This window comes from Williamsia sp. Y853 (genome assembly GCF_056786495.1).
The window spans coordinates 1,075,450-1,093,506 of the sequence record NZ_JBXCJC010000001.1 but is presented as its reverse complement, the minus strand read 5'-3'; the positions used below and the strand labels follow the sequence as shown (position 1 = coordinate 1,093,506).

Below are 18,057 nucleotides of genomic sequence, written 5' to 3'. Positions count from 1 at the left end.
TCAGCGCGCCAGAAACTTCAGCAACACGCCGTTGACCTCATCCGCATGCGTCCACAGCAGACCGTGGGGCGCACCCTCGATCTCAACATATTCCGCCTCGGGCAACAGCCGCGAAAAAGGACGTCCGGTGGCGTCGATCGGCAGGATGTTGTCTGCGGTGCCGTGGACGATCAGCGTTGGCACATCGATTTTCGGGATGTCGTCGCGAAAATCGGTGAACCACGTCAACGGCGCAGCAGCCGACGCGAAGGCCCCGGATCCGGCGGCGACATTCCAACTATTCTGCAGCGCTTCCTCGCTCAGCCGGGTACCGAGGAACTCCTCGGTGTTGTAGAAGCCGGCGTAGAACTCGGTGAAGTAGGCGTAGCGGTCCTTCTTGATGGACGCGACGATGTCCTCGAAGAACTCACGCGGAGCGGCCCCGTCGGGATTGTCGTCGGTCTTGAGCAGGTAGGGCTCGAGCGACGCCAAGAATGCGGCCTTGGCGACCCGTCCGGAACCATAGCTGCCGATGTATCGGGCAACCTCCCCTGTGCCCATCGAGAATCCCACCAGTACTGCATCTTTCACATCCAGTGCTTCCAAGACGGTGTTCAGGTCCGAGGCGAAGGTGTCGTAGTCGTATCCGATTGTCGGTTGGCTCGACTGCCCGAAGCCGCGACGGTCGTAGGTGATCACTCGGTATCCGGCATCGAGCAGCGCAGCACTCTGCTTCTCCCAAGAATGCCCGTCGAGGGGGAATCCGTGGATCAGCACAACGGGCTGCCCGGTGCCGTGATCTTCGTAGTAGAGGTCGAGGTTCGTGGCGTTCTCGGTTCCAACAGTGATGTACGGCATGTCATCGCCTTTCAGCGTTCCAGTGAGACGAGCAGGGATGAAGCGGGACAGGCAGTTTGGAGCTCAAACCCACGGAGAATGATGATTCTCCGTTGTTGTTGCTACTCTAGAGAATGTTCGTTCTCCACGCAAGGCGGTACCGATGAAAGACATTGACAAGTCCCGCGAGCTGATCATCGAAACCGCGGACCGGCTCTTCTACAGCCATGGCATCCAGGCTGTGACGATGGCGCAGATCCGGGCGGAAGCCCAGGTCTCATTGAAACGGCTCTACGCCACCTTCCCGTCCAAGGACGATGTGGTGCTCGCGGTGCTCGATCACCGCCGGAAGATGTGGGAGTCCGGCGTTGCCCAGGCAACCAACCAGGTCCCCACTCCGCGCGACAAGATCCTTGCGATCTACGACTTCTTGTTCGACTGGTTCGGCCAAGACGACTATCGGGGATGCGGTTTCATCAACGCCTTCGGTGAACTCGGTGCGACGTTCCCGGCCGTTGCCGCCGCGGCCCGCGAGCACAAGCAGGCGTTTCAAAGGCTGATGGCAAACCTAGTCGAGCAGGCCGGAGGCGGAGGATCGCTCGGTATCCAACTCACCATCCTTGCCGAAGGGGCTCAGGCGATGTCGGCGATCTGCGGTGATCCTGAAGTCGCACACCACGCCCGTGCCGCCGCCGAGGTCCTCATCGACCACGCCATACCCGCTTGTGCGACAGCCTGATAGCGCGCGGTCACATCGTCCTCACCGGCCGGCCCATCGGGGGTCGCCGCCGTTCCGAATCGCCGCAGTCGCGAACACCCCGGTACCCACGTCGGTGTCGCCCATCGCCTGCGGGCGATCCCCGAAACCCGTTACGGTCACTGGTGAACAATTGTTCACCGGAAACCGTCAACGGGAAGGATCCAGCCGTGGACTATGCCGTACCCGAGGCGATCACCAGCACTCTGCGCGAGATCGACGAGTTCATCGACACGCAGATTCGGCCACTCCAGGAGGCCGACGACAACGTCCGTTTCTTCGACCACCGCCGCGAGTGGGCACGCACCGATTTCGAGGGCGGTGGTGTGCCACGCCCCGAGTGGGAAGAGCTGCTCGGCCAGATGCGCCGACTCGCCGACGAGGCCGGCTGGCTACGGTACGCACTGCCCACCGAGATCGGTGGCCGCGGTGGGAGCAACTTCGACATGGCGGTCATCCGGGAACACCTGGCGCACAAGGGACTCGGATTGCACAACGACCTGCAGAACGAATCATCGATCGTGGGTAACTTCCCGTTTGCGCACATGCTGCTCGGCCACGGCACCAAAGAGCAGCAGGACGAGTTCCTCGAGCCGATGATCCGCGGCGAGGCCCGGATCGGCTTCGGGCTGACCGAACCCGATCACGGCAGTGACGCCACCTGGATGGAGACCACCGCCCATCAGGTCGGCAATTCCTGGATCATCAACGGCGGCAAGCGATTCAACTCGGGCATGCATAACGCCACCCACGACGTGGTGTTCGCTCGGACATCGGGCAAAGACGGCGATGCACGGGGGATCACCGCCTTCTTCGTACCCACCGATACCCCCGGATTCTCGGTCGACTTCCAGTGGTGGACGTTCAACATGCCCACCGACCACGCCGAGGTCACCATCACCGACGTCGAGGTACCGGAGTCAGCGATCTTCGGCGAAGAAGGCGAAGGGCTCGCGGTTGCCCAGACGTTTGTACACGAGAATCGGATCCGCCAGGCCGCCTCGGGAGTCGGTGCAGCCCAGTACTGCATTGACCGCAGCGTCGAATATGCCAGGCAGAGGATCACTTTCGGGGCTCCACTGTCGAGCCGGCAGGCGATCCAGTTCCCGCTGGTCGAGCTACACACCGAGGCCGAGATGGTCCGCGGACTGGTCCGCAAGACCGCCTGGGAGATGGACCGGATCCCGCATACGGAGATCAGCGACCGCGTGTCGATGTGCAACTATCGCGCCAACCGGCTCGTCTGCGACGCCGCGGACCAGGCCATCCAAGTCCACGGCGGCATGGGTTACACCCGGCACCTGCCCTTCGAGCACATCTATCGACACCACCGCCGATACCGGATCACCGAGGGCTCCGACGAGGTACAGATCCGTAAGATCGCCGGCTACCTGTTCGGCTATGCCGGTCCGCGCCGCAACCGACCCGCGAACCAGAGCTGATGTCGGAGAACGATATCGGCGAGCTGCTCGCCGCCCGACTCAGTGTGGTCTTCGACGACGACGTTCGGGTCGAGGATCTGCACAGACTGACCGCAGGCGCCAACATGCAGACCTGGTCGCTGACCTGCCACCGTGGAACGGATGTGCAACGACTGATCCTGCGACGTCAACCCGATGCCATGCACGGGCCACTGGGTATGCGCCGCGAATCCGAGGCGATTTCGGCCGCTGCGAAGGCCGGTGTCCGGGTACCGCGGGTGATCGACTTCTCCGACGACACCGAGGCGCTCGGCGCGCCCTACCTGATCTGTGAGTACATCGACGGCGAGACGATCCCACGAAAGCTGTTGCGCGACGAGCGCTACGCCGGGGCGCGCGCGGGCCTGGCCACCGAACTCGGCCGCACCCTGGCCCGTATCCACTCGATCCCGCTGTCGACGGTGCCGACCCTGCAGACCGGAGTCCGCAGCGGACTCGACGAGTTACGGCAGCAGTATCTCGACCTCGACACCCCGTCTGCGGTCACCGAGATCGCGCTGGCCGCGCTGGCGCTGTACCAACCGGACCCGGTGCCCGAGACGGTGGTGCACGGCGACTTCCGCAACGGGAACCTACTCATCTCCGACACCGGGCTCGCCGCGGTCCTGGACTGGGAGCTCACCCATATCGGCGACCCCCGAGAAGATCTCGGCTGGCTGCTGGTCAAGTGCTGGCGATTCGGAACCGCACCGGAGGTCGGCGGATTCGGGACCGTCGACGAGCTGCTCGACGGCTACGCGGAAATCGCCGGAGCACGACCGGACATCGAGGCGGTGCGGTGGTGGCAGCTCTATCGCACCGTCTGGTGGAGCATCGTCTGTGCGCAGATGGCCGAAAGGCACCTGTCCGGCAGGCAGCGTTCGGTTGAACTCGCGGCCATCGGCCGACGCGTCTGCGAACAGGAACACGACATCCTGCTGGCGCTCGGCCGTCCTGCCACCGCGACCTATTCACCCGATCCCACAACACAACCCGACCTTTACGGGCGTCCCACGGCCGCCGAGTTGGTCAATGCGGTGTCCGAGTTCCTCCGCACCGCGGTGATGGCCGGAGACGACGTCGGGGACGCAACACGATTTCAGGCCCGCGTTGCCGCGAACGTCCTCGACATCGTCGAACGTGAACTCAACGCCGGCTCGGCCCCTTTCGACCGTCAGCGAGCCGCACTGGCAGAGCTGGGCTTCGACTCCGAGACCGAGTTGGCATTGGCCATCCGATCAGGTGAGGCCAACCCGCAGGACCCGCGGATCATCGCGGTGGTGCGGACCGCTGTCACCGATCGGCTGATGGTCGCCAATCCGCGGTATCTGGAGCTGTGAGAGCGTTTTACTGCGGATGCGGCCGCGGGGTCAGGAAGCGTTGCGCCACAGCAAGTGCGGCACTACCCGACCGCTCACCTTCGCAGTAGACGACGAACACCCGGTCGCCCTGGATCCCGACGAACCAGCCGGGGCCCTGGGGTCCATTGGTTCCCACCAGCGCTCGCAGACCGGGGGCATTCACCAGGTCACTGGCATTGCCGTCGGCGGCGGTGGCCTTCATGGCGCCCTCGACCGCAGCGAGAACCTCGGGATCGACGGCACCGAGTTCACCGCCTTCGACCTGTCCGGGCACGCCTGCGATGACGGATGGGGCCACCGAGCTCGTGCGGGCCACGGCCACGCCGAGCGTCGCCATGTTCAGTGCCGATACCCGCAGATCCTCGGACCGGAAGGTCATCGGCTTGACAGTGCCCTGCTCACCACCGGTGCCCGCGGGGCGAACACCGGCGACAGTGAAGTCGACGGCAAGACCCAGCGGGGCGAGCAACTGCCTGGCCTTGGCGTCGTCGGACCCGGCCTCGCGGTTGATCACGTCGGCCACCGGGCCCAGAGTTGTGCCCGGGGTGTACTTCTTGTCGATCCTGATGTCCGAGACTTCTGCCTGGTCGTTGCGCATCGCCGCCCGGATCTGTCCGGTGTTCGCATCCACCACCAGAATCGATGCCGGCTGTGCCACCTCGACCACGGCGTCGAGGGCGTCGAGTTGGATGTTCGGATCGATGTTCGTGGTCACGTCGGGTCCGGGCGGTCCTTGCTCACCGGCGAGCTGCACCGGCGCCTGCCCGGGCACAACGGTCTGGACGGCCCAGCCCGAGGTGGCATCACGGATTGCCTGCCAATAGTCGCGCACACCGTCGAAGACCGGTGAATCGAGCCGCCGGTCGAGCAGGACCAGCTTGGGTTCTTTGCCGATCGTCACCCCCGGGATCGCCGCCGGGTCGCCTGCCAGCGCAATCATGTCCGAGTCACGAACCGACACAACCGTTACCGGCTTGTTACCGGCGTCGGCCAGCTGGCGGTTGATCACCTCCGGCGTGACCAGTTGTGCCAGCGGTTCGATGGTTGTTGCCAGCTTCGCGACGGAGCCTGGGACATCACCGGTCGCGGCCGGGTCGAGGACGATGTTGTTGATCGTCTGCAACGTGAGCATCCGCTTGCCGGAACGGTCCAGGACCGCAGGCGCCGGAGTGGCATCGGTGCGGACCTGACGCAGGCTGCCGCCGGCAGGCAGGTCTTCGGTGAGCAGTCCCGGTTCCCACTGCACCCGCCAGCCCGGAGTGAGCTTTCGGGCCGAACCCTGCGTGGTCGTCTGGAACTCGCGGTCCTCCCCGAGGGTCCAGGTGGTCTTGGCCTCGAAGGTGGCGGTGCCATCCGAGTATTCCTCGGCGCGTTGAATATCGACGTCGACCTTCTCCGCGGCCATCCCGTCGAACGTTGCCTCGTACGACTTCATGGCCAATTCAGGCGACGATGTCAGCAGGGCGGTGGCACTGGGATCCTGGTCTTCGATCGCCTTGGCAAAGTCGCTCAGCATCGCTCCGGCCCCGGTGTCGGTGGACTTGCCGAGGTTGCCACAGGAAGCAACGGCAAGTGCGCATACAAGCGCAAAAATGGATGCGGCCGCAAGGCGGCCGGGGGAACGACGCATAGTCACAATTTTCACTCCTGTAACAGGGTGAAGGTCACGAATGTGGTACTCAACTTGCTTACGAGGTCGTAACGATCTCGCAACTACCCTTAATTCACGTGCGCCCCGGCTGCATCAGACGCCGATTTCTATTTTTGCACCATCAGTCCACGGTGGCGGAGTATTGGAAAGGTGAGCTCCAGATATTTTCCTCTTCGTGCGAACGAGCGACTTTTCACCGGTCTCGACTGGCTCGATTCGCGGCATGGTTTTTCGTTCGGCGACCACTACGATCCGGACAACACACATCACGGTGTCCTGTTGGTACACAACGACGAAACCGTTGCGTCACAGCAAGGCTTCGACACCCACCCACATCGCAACATGGAGATCGTCACCTGGGTTCTGTCCGGGTCACTGGTCCACCAGGATTCGATGGACCACTCCGGTGTGATCTATCCAGGTCTGGCGCAACGGATGAGCGCGGGCAGCGGTGTCACGCATTCCGAGCGCAACGACACCTGGCAGGGTGGGCTGATCCGCGCCGGCCGCCCGGTCGCGACCGGCGCCACCCCGGTGCACTACATCCAGATGTGGGTCCTGCCCGACGACCCCGACACCGAACCCGGCTACGAACAACTCGACGTCACCGACGAGTTACGGTCCGGAGCGCTGGTGACCGTGGCCTCGGGAATGCCCGCCTACGATTCGGCGATCCGGATCGCGAACAGCTCGGTCGCGTTCCATGTCGCCAGGCTCGATGCCGGTCAATCGGTGACCCTGCCCGATCTCCCCTGGGGTCATGTGTTCGTCGCCTCCGGGTCGGCCCGGCTCGAAGCCGTCGCCGACGACCTCCACACCGGAGACACGGTCCGGATCACCGGTGGCGGCGGCGAACGACTCACCGCGATCACCGCCACCGAGGTTCTCATCTGGGAGATGCACCGCGCCCTGGGTGGCTGACCCGGCCTAGACGGCGACTGCAGCGGCCTTCACCGCGTGACTGACCTCCGAACGCAGCGCATTGTATTCACTCGAGTTCCGGAGCTCGTCGCCCTCGATCCGACCGCGGGGCAGATCCACCTTCAGGTCGAGGGCGACCTTGCCCGGCCGTTTCGTCAGCACCACGATCCGCGAGCCAAGGAACACCGCTTCCTCTGCACTGTGGGTCACGAACACCGACGTCCGGCCGGTGTCCGTGCTGACAGACCGGACGTCTTCCTGCAACCGCTCACGTGTCAGCGCGTCCAAAGCCGCGAACGGCTCGTCGAGGAGGAACAGCGGATTCTCTGCCGCGAGCGCCCGGGCAATCGCGACCCGCTGTTGCTGACCTCCCGAGATCTCCCAGATCCGGCGCCGGGCGGTCCCTTCCAGACCCACCCGCTCGAGCAATTCGTCTCGACGCGTGGTCCGTTCGGCCTTCGGCACTCCGGCGTACTTCAACGCCAGATCGACGTTGCCGCCGACCGTTCGCCACGGGAACAACCGGGGTTGCTGGAACACGACACCGGCCGATTCCCCAGGGACCGGCGCCCGGCCCAGCACGTCGATCTCACCTTCGGTGGGCTGTTCGAAGCCGGCAATCAGTCGCAACAACGTGCTCTTGCCACATCCCGATGCCCCGACCAGGACCAAGAACTCCCCGGCAGGCACATCCAGCGACACCGGACCCACCGCGGTCACCGCATCGGCCCCGGTGCCGTAACGATGCTCGACGTTGTCCAGCCGGATCGCAGGCGCCGACGGTTCATCACTGGTCGAGGGCACCCGGCAGACCTTCCACATAGATCGCCTGCTGAAGCTCTTCGAGGGTCGGAGCCTTCTCGATCTGCTTCTGCGCCAACAGGAACTCCGCGGCGCTGAGCAGATTGTTGGCGATGTTCCCCACCGCTCCGGGTGTGCCCAGCCACTGCGGCGACGCGATCTGCGCGGGGGTCAGGAAGACGCCCTGCTTAAGCTGACCGAGGGCCTCGTCGGCGCTGATTCCGAGTTCCTGGCCGACGAACTCGGCGGCGGCCGCGGGATCGGTGTTGATCAGGTCCAGCGCGCGGGCCTGCACCTTGCGCCACGCATCGACTGCCTCGGGGTTGTCACTGATCAGCTTGTTCGAGACCACACCCAGATCCAGGGTCGGATTACCCGATTCACCGATCGCCCGGCTCGTGACCAGGTCTTTACCGGTCTTGCGGAGCTCGTCGAGGGTCGGCAGCCAGGTGTAGGCCGCATCGATGTCGCCGCGTTCCCACGCCGCGAGGATGGCCTGGGGCTGCAGATCGACGATCTTGACGTCGTCGGCCGACAGTCCGGCCTGCTCCAGCGCGACGAGCAGGCTGTAGTGAGCGGTGGATGCCAAGGCCGTGCCGATGGTCTTGCCCTTCAGCTCGGCAACACTGTTGATATTGGTCCCATCGCGTGCGACGAGTGCTTCGTTGTCACCGGCGACGTCGAGCACAAACGCCACCTTGTACTCGATCGGCGAAGTTCCGGACAGGCCACGGGCGACCGGGCTCGATCCGATGGCGCCGATGTCGATCGAGTTGGCGATGAAGGCCTGGTTGATCGTGGCACCGGACTCGAACTTGGTCCATTTGATGGTGTAGTCCGGAAGGGCTTCTTCGAGCCACTTCTGGTTCTTCACGATCAGATCGCCGCTGGGGAACGACTGGTAGCCGATGGTGATCGTTTTGCCACCCTCACTGTCGTCGGAGCAGCCGGCCAGACCGAGTGTGAGAGTCAGCGCCGACAACGCGGCGACAAGCGCCACCCACGGCCGACCACGCAGGCGAACAGATACAGGGAAGCGACTCATGGGAGGTTGGTTCTTTCTCTAGTGGGAGTTCGTTGTGCAAGAAGTGCAGTACGCCTGGGGATGGTGACAATCAGACCCGGCCGCGCCATGGGACGGATCTGCGCTCGATGAACTGGAGCAGGCCGTCGATGATCAGACCGGAGGCTCCGATGGCGATGATCCCGACCAGTACCACCGGCGTGTTGTTGTAATTGGATGCGTCCCTGACCATTCCGCCAATCCCGGGGAGTCCGTTGACGAGTTCGGCCGCGACGAGAGATGAGTATGCAACGCCGACCGCGAGCCGGATACCGGTGAACGTCTCCGGCAGCGCCGAGGGCACCACCACGTCTTTGATGACATCGAACCTGCTGGCTCCCAGCGCTTTTGCGGCCTCGACCAGACTTTGCGGTGCGGCCAGGACAGCCGATGTGGTCGCCACCGCAACCGGCGGGAAGGCTGCGATCGCCAGCAGCGTGATCTTGGGTTCCTCGTTGATACCGAGCCAGATGATCAACAAGGAGAAGTAGGCCAGTGGCGGAAGTGTGCGCAGGAACGTGATCCAGGGTTCGAACAGCGCACGAACCTTGCTGAAGGTGCCCATCAGCAGGCCGAAGGCGATTCCCACCACGATGCCGATGGCTATGCCGTATCCGATTCGTTCCAGGCTGATCAGCAGGTGTTCCCACAGGTATTTGCCTGCGTATCCCCGCACCCCGTCATTGGTGGTCGAGGTCTTCACAAAGGCGTCCCACACCGCGGACGGCGGCGGCACCAGGGTCTCGTTCCACAGTTTCAGGCTGACCACGAGTTGCCAGAGCGCCACGAACACGACCAGCGAGACGATGGGCAATCCGACCCGCGACAGCAGCGGCCGGACCCGCGCCCCACGACGGTGTGAGGGCGGCGCATTCGCACCGGCCGTATGCGACGGCTTCTCGATGGCGGGAACTACGGACACTACGAACCCCTGGTGGCTGGTGGAGAAGGAAGAAGAAGTCATCGCCAAGGCCGACGGCGCCAAGGCCGACGGTGCGCACGACGGAAGTTCGATCGACCTCCGGATCACACCGAAGGTTCCGAGCGGGTGACCTACGGAAAGATACTCACAGACAACAGCTCTGCGAGCCGATGCGGCAGAGGTCCACCGAGAGCCGGCGCACCAGGGTTGTCATGAACACCGCGTCACGTTAGCCCGGCAGATCCGGCCGCCGCGGCTTTGGATTTGGTCCAGGTTCAAACCTTTACCGGTAGGTTCATAGCTGATATGCGGCGGGCCGTCGTCTCCTGAGATCGCAGCTTCGTGTTACATGATCCTTAGCTCGTCGGATACGCGGGCTGCGTTGCCAGAGGGTCATGTCCGTTGGACGATTGTCAGGTGGCCGACAACCACTGCTATTGGTCACGAGGGAGCAAGTGATGGAGAGCGACAGCACCGGCGCCGAGCAAGTTGGAAAAGTGCTCGGGGGTGTCATTCAGTCTGCGGGCAGCTTCCGCTTCCTCATCGAAGCGCAGCAGTGGTTCTGGTCCGACGAGGTCGCCGCGATTCACGGTTACGGCCCCGGCGAGGTCACCCCGACCACCGAGTTGCTGCTTTCGCACAAACACCCGGACGACCGTCAGCGCGTCGAGCACGTCGTCGAAGAACTTCTCGAAGGCAAGGCGTTCAGCAGCCGGCATCGCATCATCGACCGCAGCGGACACGTTCGGCACGTACTCGTGATCGGCGACCGGATGACAGACCCATCCGGAAAGCTGATCGGCACCGAAGGTTTCTATGTGGACCTTACGGAATCACACAAAACAGAGTTGAAAGAAACGATGGACGCCGCGGTCAAGGACTTTGCGGCATCCAGGGCGGTGATCGAGCAGGCCAAAGGCATGTTGATGCTCACCTACGGGATCTCGGACGATCGGGCGTTCGAAGTGCTGACCTGGCGTTCGCAGCAGACGAACACCAAACTCCGCGCGCTGGCCCAGAACATCGTCGATGCAGTGGTCGCCGCGGTTCCGATCAGCGACGAGAGCCGTCGCGGATTCGACCATCTGCTGCTCACCGCACACCTGGAGGAGGGGACTGCGATCAACGGCAGCTGACGAACCGGTCCGAAGATGCCAGGATGGTCTGGTGACTTCATCAACCGAGACCGCTGCCGCCACCGACTCACCGGATCCCCGGTCCGGAATCGACCTGCGCTGGGTCGATGATTCCGCGCGACCGCAAGACGACCTTTTCGAACATGTGAACGGCGTGTGGTTACGCGACCACGTGATCCCTGACGATCGCGCCGTGGACGGCGCATTCCATGTGCTCCGTGATCGCGCCGAGGAGAACGTCCGCGACCTGATCACCGAGTGCGCCGAGTCCTCGCCTGCACCCGGCAGTGATGCCCAGAAGATCGGCGACCTGTACGCCAGCTTCATGGACGAAGAACGGATCAACTCGCTCGGCATCGAACCGATCCGGGCCGATCTCGCCGCGCTGTCCGCGGCCGCCGACCGCACCGAGCTCGCCCGCCTGATCGGCGCGCAGCAGCGCCGGGGCATCGGTGGCCTGCTTGGCTACTACGTCGACACAGATGCCAAGGCGTCCGACCGCTATCTCATCCACATCACGCAGTCCGGGCTCGGATTGCCCGACGAATCGTATTACCGCGAAGAGAACCATGCCGAGTCGCTCGCCGCGTACCGCGAGCACGTGGCAAAGATGTTGCAACTGGCCGGTTTCGACGATCCCGAAGGTGCCGCCGCGACCGTTGTCGATCTCGAGACGGCAATCGCCGCCCAGCACTGGGATGTCGTCCGGCGTCGTGACGCCGACCTCACATACAACCTGCGGACGTTGGCCGAATTCAAGTCCGAGGCAACCGGTTTCGATCTCGACGCCTGGACCGCCGGGCTGAGCACCCCGGCCTCCGAAACGTTCGGCGAAGTGGTCGTCGGGCAGCCCTCGTTCATCTCTGGTGTCGCGGCGCTTTTCGCCGAGCGCGATCTGGCCGATTGGAAGCTCTGGGCACAGTGGCGGCTGTTGCACTCGGCCGCACCGTACTTGTCGGATGAGTTCGTCGCCGAGAACTTCGCATTCTATGGCAAGACGCTGACCGGCTCCGAGGTCATCCGCGACCGTTGGAAGCGCGGTGTCGGCCTGGTCGAGCAGGGCCTCGGCTTCGCTGTCGGCAAACTGTATGTCGCCAAACACTTTCCACCGCAGGCGAAGGCCCGGATGGACGAGCTCATCGAGAACCTGGTGAAGGCCTACCGCCGTAACATCAGCGATTTGGACTGGATGAGCCCGGAGACCCGCGAGAAGGCCCTCGTGAAGCTCGAGAAGTTCACGCCCAAGATCGGGTACCCGGCCACCTGGCGGGATTACTCCTCGTTGACCATCGAGCGCGATGACCTCTTCGGGAACATCGCCCGCGCAAGCGCTTTCGAAGAAGATCGGGAGTTCGCCAAAATCGGCGAACCGGTGGACCGCGACGAGTGGTTCATGACGCCGCAGACCGTCAATGCCTACTACAACCCGGGCATGAACGAGATCGTCTTCCCGGCGGCAATCCTGCAGCCACCGTTCTTCGACCCGGAGGCCGACGACGCCGCCAACTATGGCGGGATCGGCGCGGTGATCGGGCATGAGATCGGTCACGGCTTCGACGACCAGGGCGCCAAGTACGACGGCGACGGCAACCTGATCGACTGGTGGACCGACGCCGACCGCGCCGAATTCAGCACCCGGACAAAGAAACTCATCGAGCAGTACAGCCACTTCACGCCCAAGGGACTCGACGAGAAGTACAAGGTCAACGGCGAGTTCACGATCGGCGAGAACATCGGCGACCTCGGCGGGCTGTCGATTTCACTGGTGGCCTACCAAATCGCACTCGACGGAAAGCCGGCTCCCGAGATCGACGGCCTCACCGGTCTGCAGCGCGTGTTCTACGGGTGGGCGCAGGTGTGGCGCACCAAGACTCGAGATGCAGAGGCGATCCGTCGGCTGTCCATCGATCCGCATTCACCGCCGGAGTTCCGCTGCAACGGCGTGATCAGCAACATCGACGCCTTCTACGACGCCTTCGACGTCAAGACCGACGACGCCCTCTATCTCCCTGAGCCGGAACGCGTCCACATCTGGTAGCCCCGCACCCCGATGATGTGCCCTTTTGGCGACGCTGACCTGCGGGTTTGTTCGCCAAAAGGCCACATCATCGGGGTCAGGGAGCGGTGAAGTCGGTGAGCCCGTCGGTGGGATCGACCGTTCCGCCGACGGTGTTCTGCACGATGACCGGGGCACCCTTGGGTGCGTTCTCGAAGAACCACCTGGCGTCGTCGGTGCTCACGTTGATGCCACCGCGCGTGACGTTGGTGTTGCCCTGCTGGCCGACGGACCATGGCGCCGCGTGCAGGAATATGCCGCTGTTCGACAGCCGGGCCGCGTACTCGACGTAGGTGCGGTAGCCACCAGGCGAATTGACCGGCACACCGTCCGTGGAGGAGTCCATGTACATGTCGGCAAAGCGTTCGCCCACCGTGTAGGTGCCGTTGGGTGTCGGATTCTCGTTGGCGCCCATCGATGTCGGGATGGTGCGGGCCGTCGCGCCGGCGACGGTCACCGTGATGAGGTGGGTGTTGTCGTCGGCGACCGCGACCCACTCGTCTCCGATGGTGAAGCCTGAGGCCGCACTTCCGGCCTGCACTTTGACTTTGGTTCCGGCCGGCCAGAATCCCGCAGGCTTCCAGCGCAGCTCCTTGTTGCCCACCCAGCGGTAGGTGCCGTCGACCTCAGGTTCTGTGGACACCCGGATCGCCTTCTCGGCGGTTTTCCTGTCGTCGATGGCCGCCGTGAACGAGATGATGACCGGCGCTGCGATGCCGACTGTTTCACCGTCGGCTGGATCGAGGGCGGGAGTGGAGAAATTGGCCCGTGCCAGGGGCTGCCCTTCGGACGGTTTCGTATCCGCCGAGTCGGGCACCGGGGTGCTCGGCGTGGACAACCCGGGGATATCCGGGCCACCCGGCCAGATCGGATCGGCCTGTACGGACACCACCGAACCGCCGGCGACCAGGGCGCAACCCACAGAGGCAAATGCCAGACGCCCCACGAAGCGCCTACCGATCATGCCGAGCTGCATGCAACGTCCCTTTGGTCATCCCCCGTGCGACAGAGCGTCCCCACCGCGCCGGAAACGTCGATCGGCGCCAGACTGCCCAAGATACGTCAGTGCACAACCATTCACCACGAAGTCACCCAACCACGACGATATCGATCGTGGAATGCCGATGAATCTGCTGAATACGCTGGTGTACCGCATTTCAGCGGACGATAAAGACAGCCAACCTCAGCGCGACAGGAAATCGAGAACCGCTCCCTCGAAGGCCGTCTTGGCCTCGATCATGACCCAGTGCCCGCATTTGGGGAAAACATGTAGCTCGGCTTCAGGGATGAGCCGCATCGGGAGCATCGCCATGTCCGGCGGGCTGACCCGGTCGTCACGTCCCCAGGTCAGCAGGGTCGGACAGGTCACCTTGTGCATCATCGCCCAGTACGGAGGGGTGTCAGAGGCGGCCATGAACTGTTGCTGCATCTCGAAAGCCGCCGAGCCGTACATCATCTGGGCGGTCGCCTGCGCGTCCGGATTGATCGCCGCTTCCCAGCGCTCTTCGATCAGTTCCTCGGTGATCAGATCACGGTTGTAGACCATCCCGGTCAGCCAGCGGATCAACTTTTCGCGGTCGGGCGCATCGGTGAACTCCTGGAGCAACCGCAGGCCCTCGCTCGGACTGGGACTGAAGACATTTGGCCCGACACCGCCGATGGTCACCAGCTTGCTGACCCGGTCCGGTTTCTTGATGGCCAGGTTGATGCCGACGACGCCGCCCATCGAGTTGCCGATGATCGGTGCCGACTCGATACCGAGGGCGTCCATGAACCGGATCACCGACGAGCCTGCGGTCAGGACCGGATGACCCTTGACCGGATCACTGACCCCGAATCCAGGAAACTCCAAGACGTAGCAATGGTGGGTTCGCGCAAAGACATCGATGTTGCCCCGGTAGTTGCGCCAACCGGTCACGCCTGGACCCGACCCGTGGAGCAGGATCAGCGGCGGCCCGGAGCCCGCCTCGTGATAGCGCAACACCCCGGCGTCGGTCTGCAATTCTCGCTTGCTGTTCTCATAGGTCACGTCCACCGAATCAGACTAGAACGTGTTCCACTTTCATGGGCCACTTGGGTGCAGATTCGCACCTCGGGAGTTTGTCCGTGTCATGGCCATGCCCGATTCATCTATTGGTCGGTAACGCATCGCCTTTCGTCCATCCACGTTGTGTTCAGTACAAGGGGCGACATCTACGCCCATTCACAACGGATCGTCGGGCACGTTCCTGCCCGTGAAGGGATTTCCCATGGCCAGTGTTACTTTCGACCGCGCCACCCGTACATACTCCTCGACCGACAGACCAGCGGTGGACCACCTCGACCTCGAGATCGCCGACGGCGAGTTCCTGGTGATGGTGGGTCCATCGGGCTGCGGTAAATCAACGTCACTCCGCATGCTCGCCGGTCTCGAGGATGTGGACTCCGGCCGCATCCTCATCGGCAGCCGTGACGTCACCGACGTCGATCCGCAGGATCGAGACATCGCCATGGTGTTCCAGAATTACGCGTTGTACCCCCACATGACCGTTGCCGAGAACATGGGGTTTGCACTCAAGATCGCGGGGGTGCCGAAATCAGAACGCAAGGCGCGAGTACTCGAAGCTGCCATACTGCTCGACCTCGAGCAGTATCTCGATCGCAAACCCAAAGCGCTGTCAGGAGGTCAACGTCAGCGAGTTGCCATGGGACGAGCCATTGTTCGTAACCCTCAGGTGTTCCTGATGGACGAGCCGCTGTCGAATCTCGACGCGAAGTTGCGGGTGCAGACGCGCGCACAGATCGCCTCACTGACCCGGCGCCTGGGGGTGACCACCGTGTACGTCACCCACGATCAAGTCGAGGCCATGACAATGGGCGATCGCGTCGCCGTCCTGAAAGACGGAGTGCTGCAACAGGTCGACACACCTCGCACCCTGTATGCGAAGCCGGCAAATGTGTTCGTCGCCGGATTCATCGGATCGCCGGCGATGAATCTCCTGGAACTGCCAGTGGTCGACGGTGGGGTTCGTCTCGGTGATTCGATCCATCCGATCGAACGGGAGGTACTCGATTCGGCGCTCTCCGCGACCGTCACCGTCGGGATCCGGCCGGAAGCCTTCGAAAGGGCGCCCGAGACAGAGGGTCTCGCCGTCACCGTTGATGTGGTGGAAGAACTCGGAGCCGACGCCTTCCTCTACGGACACATCGACGACGGGGCCATCCGCCGTGACATCGTCGTCCGGGCGGAGGGCCAGAACATGTCGGCGATCGGTTCCACCGTCTGGGTGCGACCGAAAGATGGGGCCTTCCATCTGTTCGACTCGGTGACGGGCCTGCGGTTGACGCAATCCGATCCGGCATCTCGCCTGGTTTCCGCCATCGGCCGGTAGTCGGCACACTCTGCCTGTCCGTCACCCGCGAATCAGGTGACGGACAGGCAGACGCGGAAGACCGCGGTTCAAGCAGACTCGACGGCACCTACTCGCGTAGCGACCAGGTCGTTCAGATCGTCAATGGTCTTGCCCTGCAAAGACAACCACGTCGTGGTGTGCGGGTGGTCGGGTAGGACCACCATGTTCGGGACTCCCACGGTGATTGCACCCGATGCCCGTGCTGATTCCACGCCCGGCAATGAGTCCTCAATGGCAACTATATGATCCATCGATATCGAACCCATCCGCCGTGCCAGTTCCTCGGCGGCCCGCAGATACGGCTCAGGGTGTGGTTTGCCGTTGTTCACCATGTCGCCCGTGACCAGGAACGCGAACGTGCCCTCGGGCAGTTCCCGAGCTATCACCTCAGCCAGGGGCGCTTCGCTCATCGTCACCATGACACACGGGATGTCTGCTGCCCGAAGTTCTTCCAGCAGTTCACGCGCTCCCGGTCGCCAGACGATCGACTGGGACACCTCACCGATCACTGATTGCAGCAATTCGTCCACGATGTCGCGAATCGGAAGGTCGGCGCCCGCAGCTTGCAGGATCGCGGCCGAATCAGGCAGTGCGTTCCCGACGAGGCCGACGGCCTGCTCCTCGGTCCATTCGACACCGAAGCGGCTCAACAGAGCGATCTCTGCAGCGAACCAGCAGGGCTCGGTGTCCACGATCGTTCCATCCATATCCCAGAAGACCGCTTGAAGCATCAGATGTTCCTCTCAATTGTGAAATCGTCCGGAGTAGGGATCGGGACGACGCGTACATGGACACCTGCATCGCGAATCGCGACGATAATCCGTTCGGGTGCAGCGGAATCGGTGATCAATTCGTCGATATGGTCCCAACCACCGATGTGGTGCAACGACGTCTGCTCGAGCTTGGAACTGTCCATCAGCATGACCCGGCGACGCGCACACGAGATCATCGCGGATTTGATGGCCACTATTTTTTCCTCTTGGTGGTAGATGCCGTCGGCATCGGCGCTCGACGTCGAGAAGAACAGCGTGTCGACCCGCATTGCTCGCACCGCCCGCACCGCACCTTCACCGAGGTACGACTCATGACTGTGGTCGTAGTCCCCGCCCAACGCGGTGACGGCGAGATTTCCGTCGACCGCCAGTTCGTTCAGGGTCGGCAGGAAGTTCGTGACCACACGCAGTGCTTCGATGGCCACCAGATGCGGAAGCATCTGCGCCACTGTGGTCGAGTCGTCGAGCATCACCACCTGGCCCGGTTGCACCGCCTCGGCTGCCGCCGCGGCGAGTGCCTGTTTTTCAGGTAACGCGAGACGACGCCGCAGTGCGGCCGCGATCTCGAAGTTGCTGGTGCGATCGATGTTCACACCACCACGGAACTTGCGTACAACACCTCGACGCTGCAACTCGTCCAGATCACGGTGAACGGTCATCAGTGAGACACCGAACTGGATGGCAAGACTCTGAGCCGATGCGGTGTCATCCTCCATCAGGCACTCGAGAATCCCGTCCAACCGTTCCTGTCGATTAGAGCTGATCATCCGACGCGTCATGAAACCCCTTCACGCTGACACAACTTTGTCGATGACAGTTATATCACTTTGACCGATATGAATAGACCATGAACGACGTCGGAAGACTTTCCGACCAAGACCACCCCGTTCGGTGCCGCCGCGCATTCCGGCCGATCCAAAGATTACATTATTCCGTTGTGCCCCTATA

16 protein-coding genes are annotated in these 18,057 nt (G+C 63.2%); 7 read left to right on the top strand and 9 right to left on the bottom strand.

Annotated elements, in window-relative coordinates; genetic code table 11:
- Complete coding sequence (locus tag AC1TPF_RS05350) at window positions 1-837, bottom strand: alpha/beta fold hydrolase (protein WP_482142979.1); 837 nt, start codon at window positions 835-837, stop codon at window positions 1-3.
- 142 nt (window positions 838-979) lie between these two features.
- Between AC1TPF_RS05350 and AC1TPF_RS05345 the strand changes: the two genes are divergently transcribed.
- The 3 genes from AC1TPF_RS05345 to AC1TPF_RS05335 all read left to right on the top strand — a co-directional run bounded on the left by AC1TPF_RS05345 (window position 980) and on the right by AC1TPF_RS05335 (window position 4,373).
- Window positions 980-1,555, top strand: coding sequence for a TetR/AcrR family transcriptional regulator (locus AC1TPF_RS05345; RefSeq protein WP_482142977.1), 576 nt, complete (start codon window positions 980-982; stop codon window positions 1,553-1,555).
- A gap of 188 nt (window positions 1,556-1,743) precedes the next feature.
- Window positions 1,744-3,015: an acyl-CoA dehydrogenase family protein gene (locus tag AC1TPF_RS05340; RefSeq protein WP_482136157.1), complete on the top strand. Its 1,272-nt coding sequence runs from the start codon at window positions 1,744-1,746 to the stop codon at window positions 3,013-3,015.
- A complete protein-coding gene (locus AC1TPF_RS05335) occupies window positions 3,015-4,373 on the top strand; it encodes a phosphotransferase family protein (protein WP_482142976.1) in 1,359 nt (452 codons plus the stop codon). The genes AC1TPF_RS05340 and AC1TPF_RS05335 overlap by 1 nt, the downstream gene beginning before the upstream one ends.
- Window positions 4,374-4,380: 7 nt before the next feature.
- Here the strand turns inward: AC1TPF_RS05335 and AC1TPF_RS05330 are convergent, their stop codons facing one another.
- Window positions 4,381-6,024: an NTF2-like N-terminal transpeptidase domain-containing protein gene (locus AC1TPF_RS05330; RefSeq protein WP_482137278.1), complete on the bottom strand. Its 1,644-nt coding sequence runs from the start codon at window positions 6,022-6,024 to the stop codon at window positions 4,381-4,383.
- Window positions 6,025-6,195: 171 nt separating this feature from the next.
- Here AC1TPF_RS05330 and AC1TPF_RS05325 point away from each other — a divergent pair, with 171 nt between their 5' ends.
- On the top strand, window positions 6,196-6,966 hold the full coding sequence (locus tag AC1TPF_RS05325; RefSeq protein WP_482142974.1) for a pirin family protein: 771 nt from the start codon (window positions 6,196-6,198) through the stop codon (window positions 6,964-6,966).
- Window positions 6,967-6,972: 6 nt separating this feature from the next.
- On the opposite strand, the gene AC1TPF_RS05320 is transcribed toward AC1TPF_RS05325, so the two are convergent.
- From AC1TPF_RS05320 to AC1TPF_RS05310, 3 genes are all read right to left on the bottom strand, one after another.
- Window positions 6,973-7,788 carry an ABC transporter ATP-binding protein gene (locus AC1TPF_RS05320; protein ID WP_482142972.1) on the bottom strand — a complete coding sequence of 272 codons (816 nt, stop codon included), beginning with the start codon at window positions 7,786-7,788 and terminating at the stop codon, window positions 6,973-6,975.
- Window positions 7,754-8,812 (bottom strand): taurine ABC transporter substrate-binding protein, encoded by a 1,059-nt coding sequence (locus tag AC1TPF_RS05315; protein ID WP_482142970.1) that lies wholly within the window; start codon window positions 8,810-8,812, stop codon window positions 7,754-7,756. The genes AC1TPF_RS05320 and AC1TPF_RS05315 overlap by 35 nt, the downstream gene beginning before the upstream one ends.
- A gap of 70 nt (window positions 8,813-8,882) precedes the next feature.
- Entirely contained in the window at window positions 8,883-9,794 is a 912-nt protein-coding gene (locus AC1TPF_RS05310; protein WP_482142969.1) for an ABC transporter permease, read from the bottom strand.
- A gap of 416 nt (window positions 9,795-10,210) precedes the next feature.
- Between AC1TPF_RS05310 and AC1TPF_RS05305 the strand changes: the two genes are divergently transcribed.
- Together AC1TPF_RS05305 and AC1TPF_RS05300 are read left to right on the top strand one after the other, a co-directional pair.
- Window positions 10,211-10,888, top strand: coding sequence for a PAS and ANTAR domain-containing protein (locus AC1TPF_RS05305; protein ID WP_482136163.1), 678 nt, complete (start codon window positions 10,211-10,213; stop codon window positions 10,886-10,888).
- A 31-nt stretch (window positions 10,889-10,919) separates the two neighbouring features.
- A complete protein-coding gene (locus AC1TPF_RS05300; protein WP_482142967.1) occupies window positions 10,920-12,926 on the top strand; it encodes a M13 family metallopeptidase in 2,007 nt (668 codons plus the stop codon).
- A gap of 76 nt (window positions 12,927-13,002) precedes the next feature.
- Here the strand turns inward: AC1TPF_RS05300 and AC1TPF_RS05295 are convergent, their stop codons facing one another.
- Both AC1TPF_RS05295 and AC1TPF_RS05290 read right to left on the bottom strand, forming a co-directional pair.
- On the bottom strand, window positions 13,003-13,920 hold the full coding sequence (locus tag AC1TPF_RS05295; protein WP_482142966.1) for a L,D-transpeptidase: 918 nt from the start codon (window positions 13,918-13,920) through the stop codon (window positions 13,003-13,005).
- Between the two features lie 207 nt (window positions 13,921-14,127).
- Window positions 14,128-14,979, bottom strand: coding sequence for an alpha/beta fold hydrolase (locus AC1TPF_RS05290; protein WP_482136166.1), 852 nt, complete (start codon window positions 14,977-14,979; stop codon window positions 14,128-14,130).
- A 214-nt stretch (window positions 14,980-15,193) separates the two neighbouring features.
- Between AC1TPF_RS05290 and AC1TPF_RS05285 the strand changes: the two genes are divergently transcribed.
- Entirely contained in the window at window positions 15,194-16,315 is a 1,122-nt protein-coding gene (locus AC1TPF_RS05285; RefSeq protein ID WP_482136167.1) for an ABC transporter ATP-binding protein, read from the top strand.
- Window positions 16,316-16,383: 68 nt separating this feature from the next.
- On the opposite strand, the gene AC1TPF_RS05280 is transcribed toward AC1TPF_RS05285, so the two are convergent.
- Window positions 16,384-17,067, bottom strand: a complete 684-nt coding sequence (locus AC1TPF_RS05280) for an HAD family hydrolase (protein WP_482142964.1) — start codon at window positions 17,065-17,067, stop codon at window positions 16,384-16,386.
- Entirely contained in the window at window positions 17,067-17,876 is an 810-nt protein-coding gene (locus AC1TPF_RS05275) for a DeoR/GlpR family DNA-binding transcription regulator (protein ID WP_482142963.1), read from the bottom strand. The genes AC1TPF_RS05280 and AC1TPF_RS05275 overlap by 1 nt, the downstream gene beginning before the upstream one ends.
- Window positions 17,877-18,057 lie beyond the last annotated feature (181 nt).

Coding starts and splice junctions, on each gene's coding strand:
- AC1TPF_RS05350 (WP_482142979.1), bottom strand. CDS start 837: ATGCCGTACATCACTGTTGGAACCGAGAACGCCACGAACCTCGACCTC.
- AC1TPF_RS05345 (WP_482142977.1), top strand. CDS start 980: ATGAAAGACATTGACAAGTCCCGCGAGCTGATCATCGAAACCGCGGAC.
- AC1TPF_RS05335 (WP_482142976.1), top strand. CDS start 3,015: ATGTCGGAGAACGATATCGGCGAGCTGCTCGCCGCCCGACTCAGTGTG.
- AC1TPF_RS05330 (WP_482137278.1), bottom strand. CDS start 6,024: ATGCGTCGTTCCCCCGGCCGCCTTGCGGCCGCATCCATTTTTGCGCTT.
- AC1TPF_RS05320 (WP_482142972.1), bottom strand. CDS start 7,788: ATGTGGAAGGTCTGCCGGGTGCCCTCGACCAGTGATGAACCGTCGGCG.
- AC1TPF_RS05315 (WP_482142970.1), bottom strand. CDS start 8,812: ATGAGTCGCTTCCCTGTATCTGTTCGCCTGCGTGGTCGGCCGTGGGTG.
- AC1TPF_RS05310 (WP_482142969.1), bottom strand. CDS start 9,794: ATGACTTCTTCTTCCTTCTCCACCAGCCACCAGGGGTTCGTAGTGTCC.
- AC1TPF_RS05305 (WP_482136163.1), top strand. CDS start 10,211: ATGGAGAGCGACAGCACCGGCGCCGAGCAAGTTGGAAAAGTGCTCGGG.
- AC1TPF_RS05295 (WP_482142966.1), bottom strand. CDS start 13,920: ATGCAGCTCGGCATGATCGGTAGGCGCTTCGTGGGGCGTCTGGCATTT.
- AC1TPF_RS05285 (WP_482136167.1), top strand. CDS start 15,194: ATGGCCAGTGTTACTTTCGACCGCGCCACCCGTACATACTCCTCGACC.
- AC1TPF_RS05280 (WP_482142964.1), bottom strand. CDS start 17,067: ATGCTTCAAGCGGTCTTCTGGGATATGGATGGAACGATCGTGGACACC.
- AC1TPF_RS05275 (WP_482142963.1), bottom strand. CDS start 17,876: ATGATCAGCTCTAATCGACAGGAACGGTTGGACGGGATTCTCGAGTGC.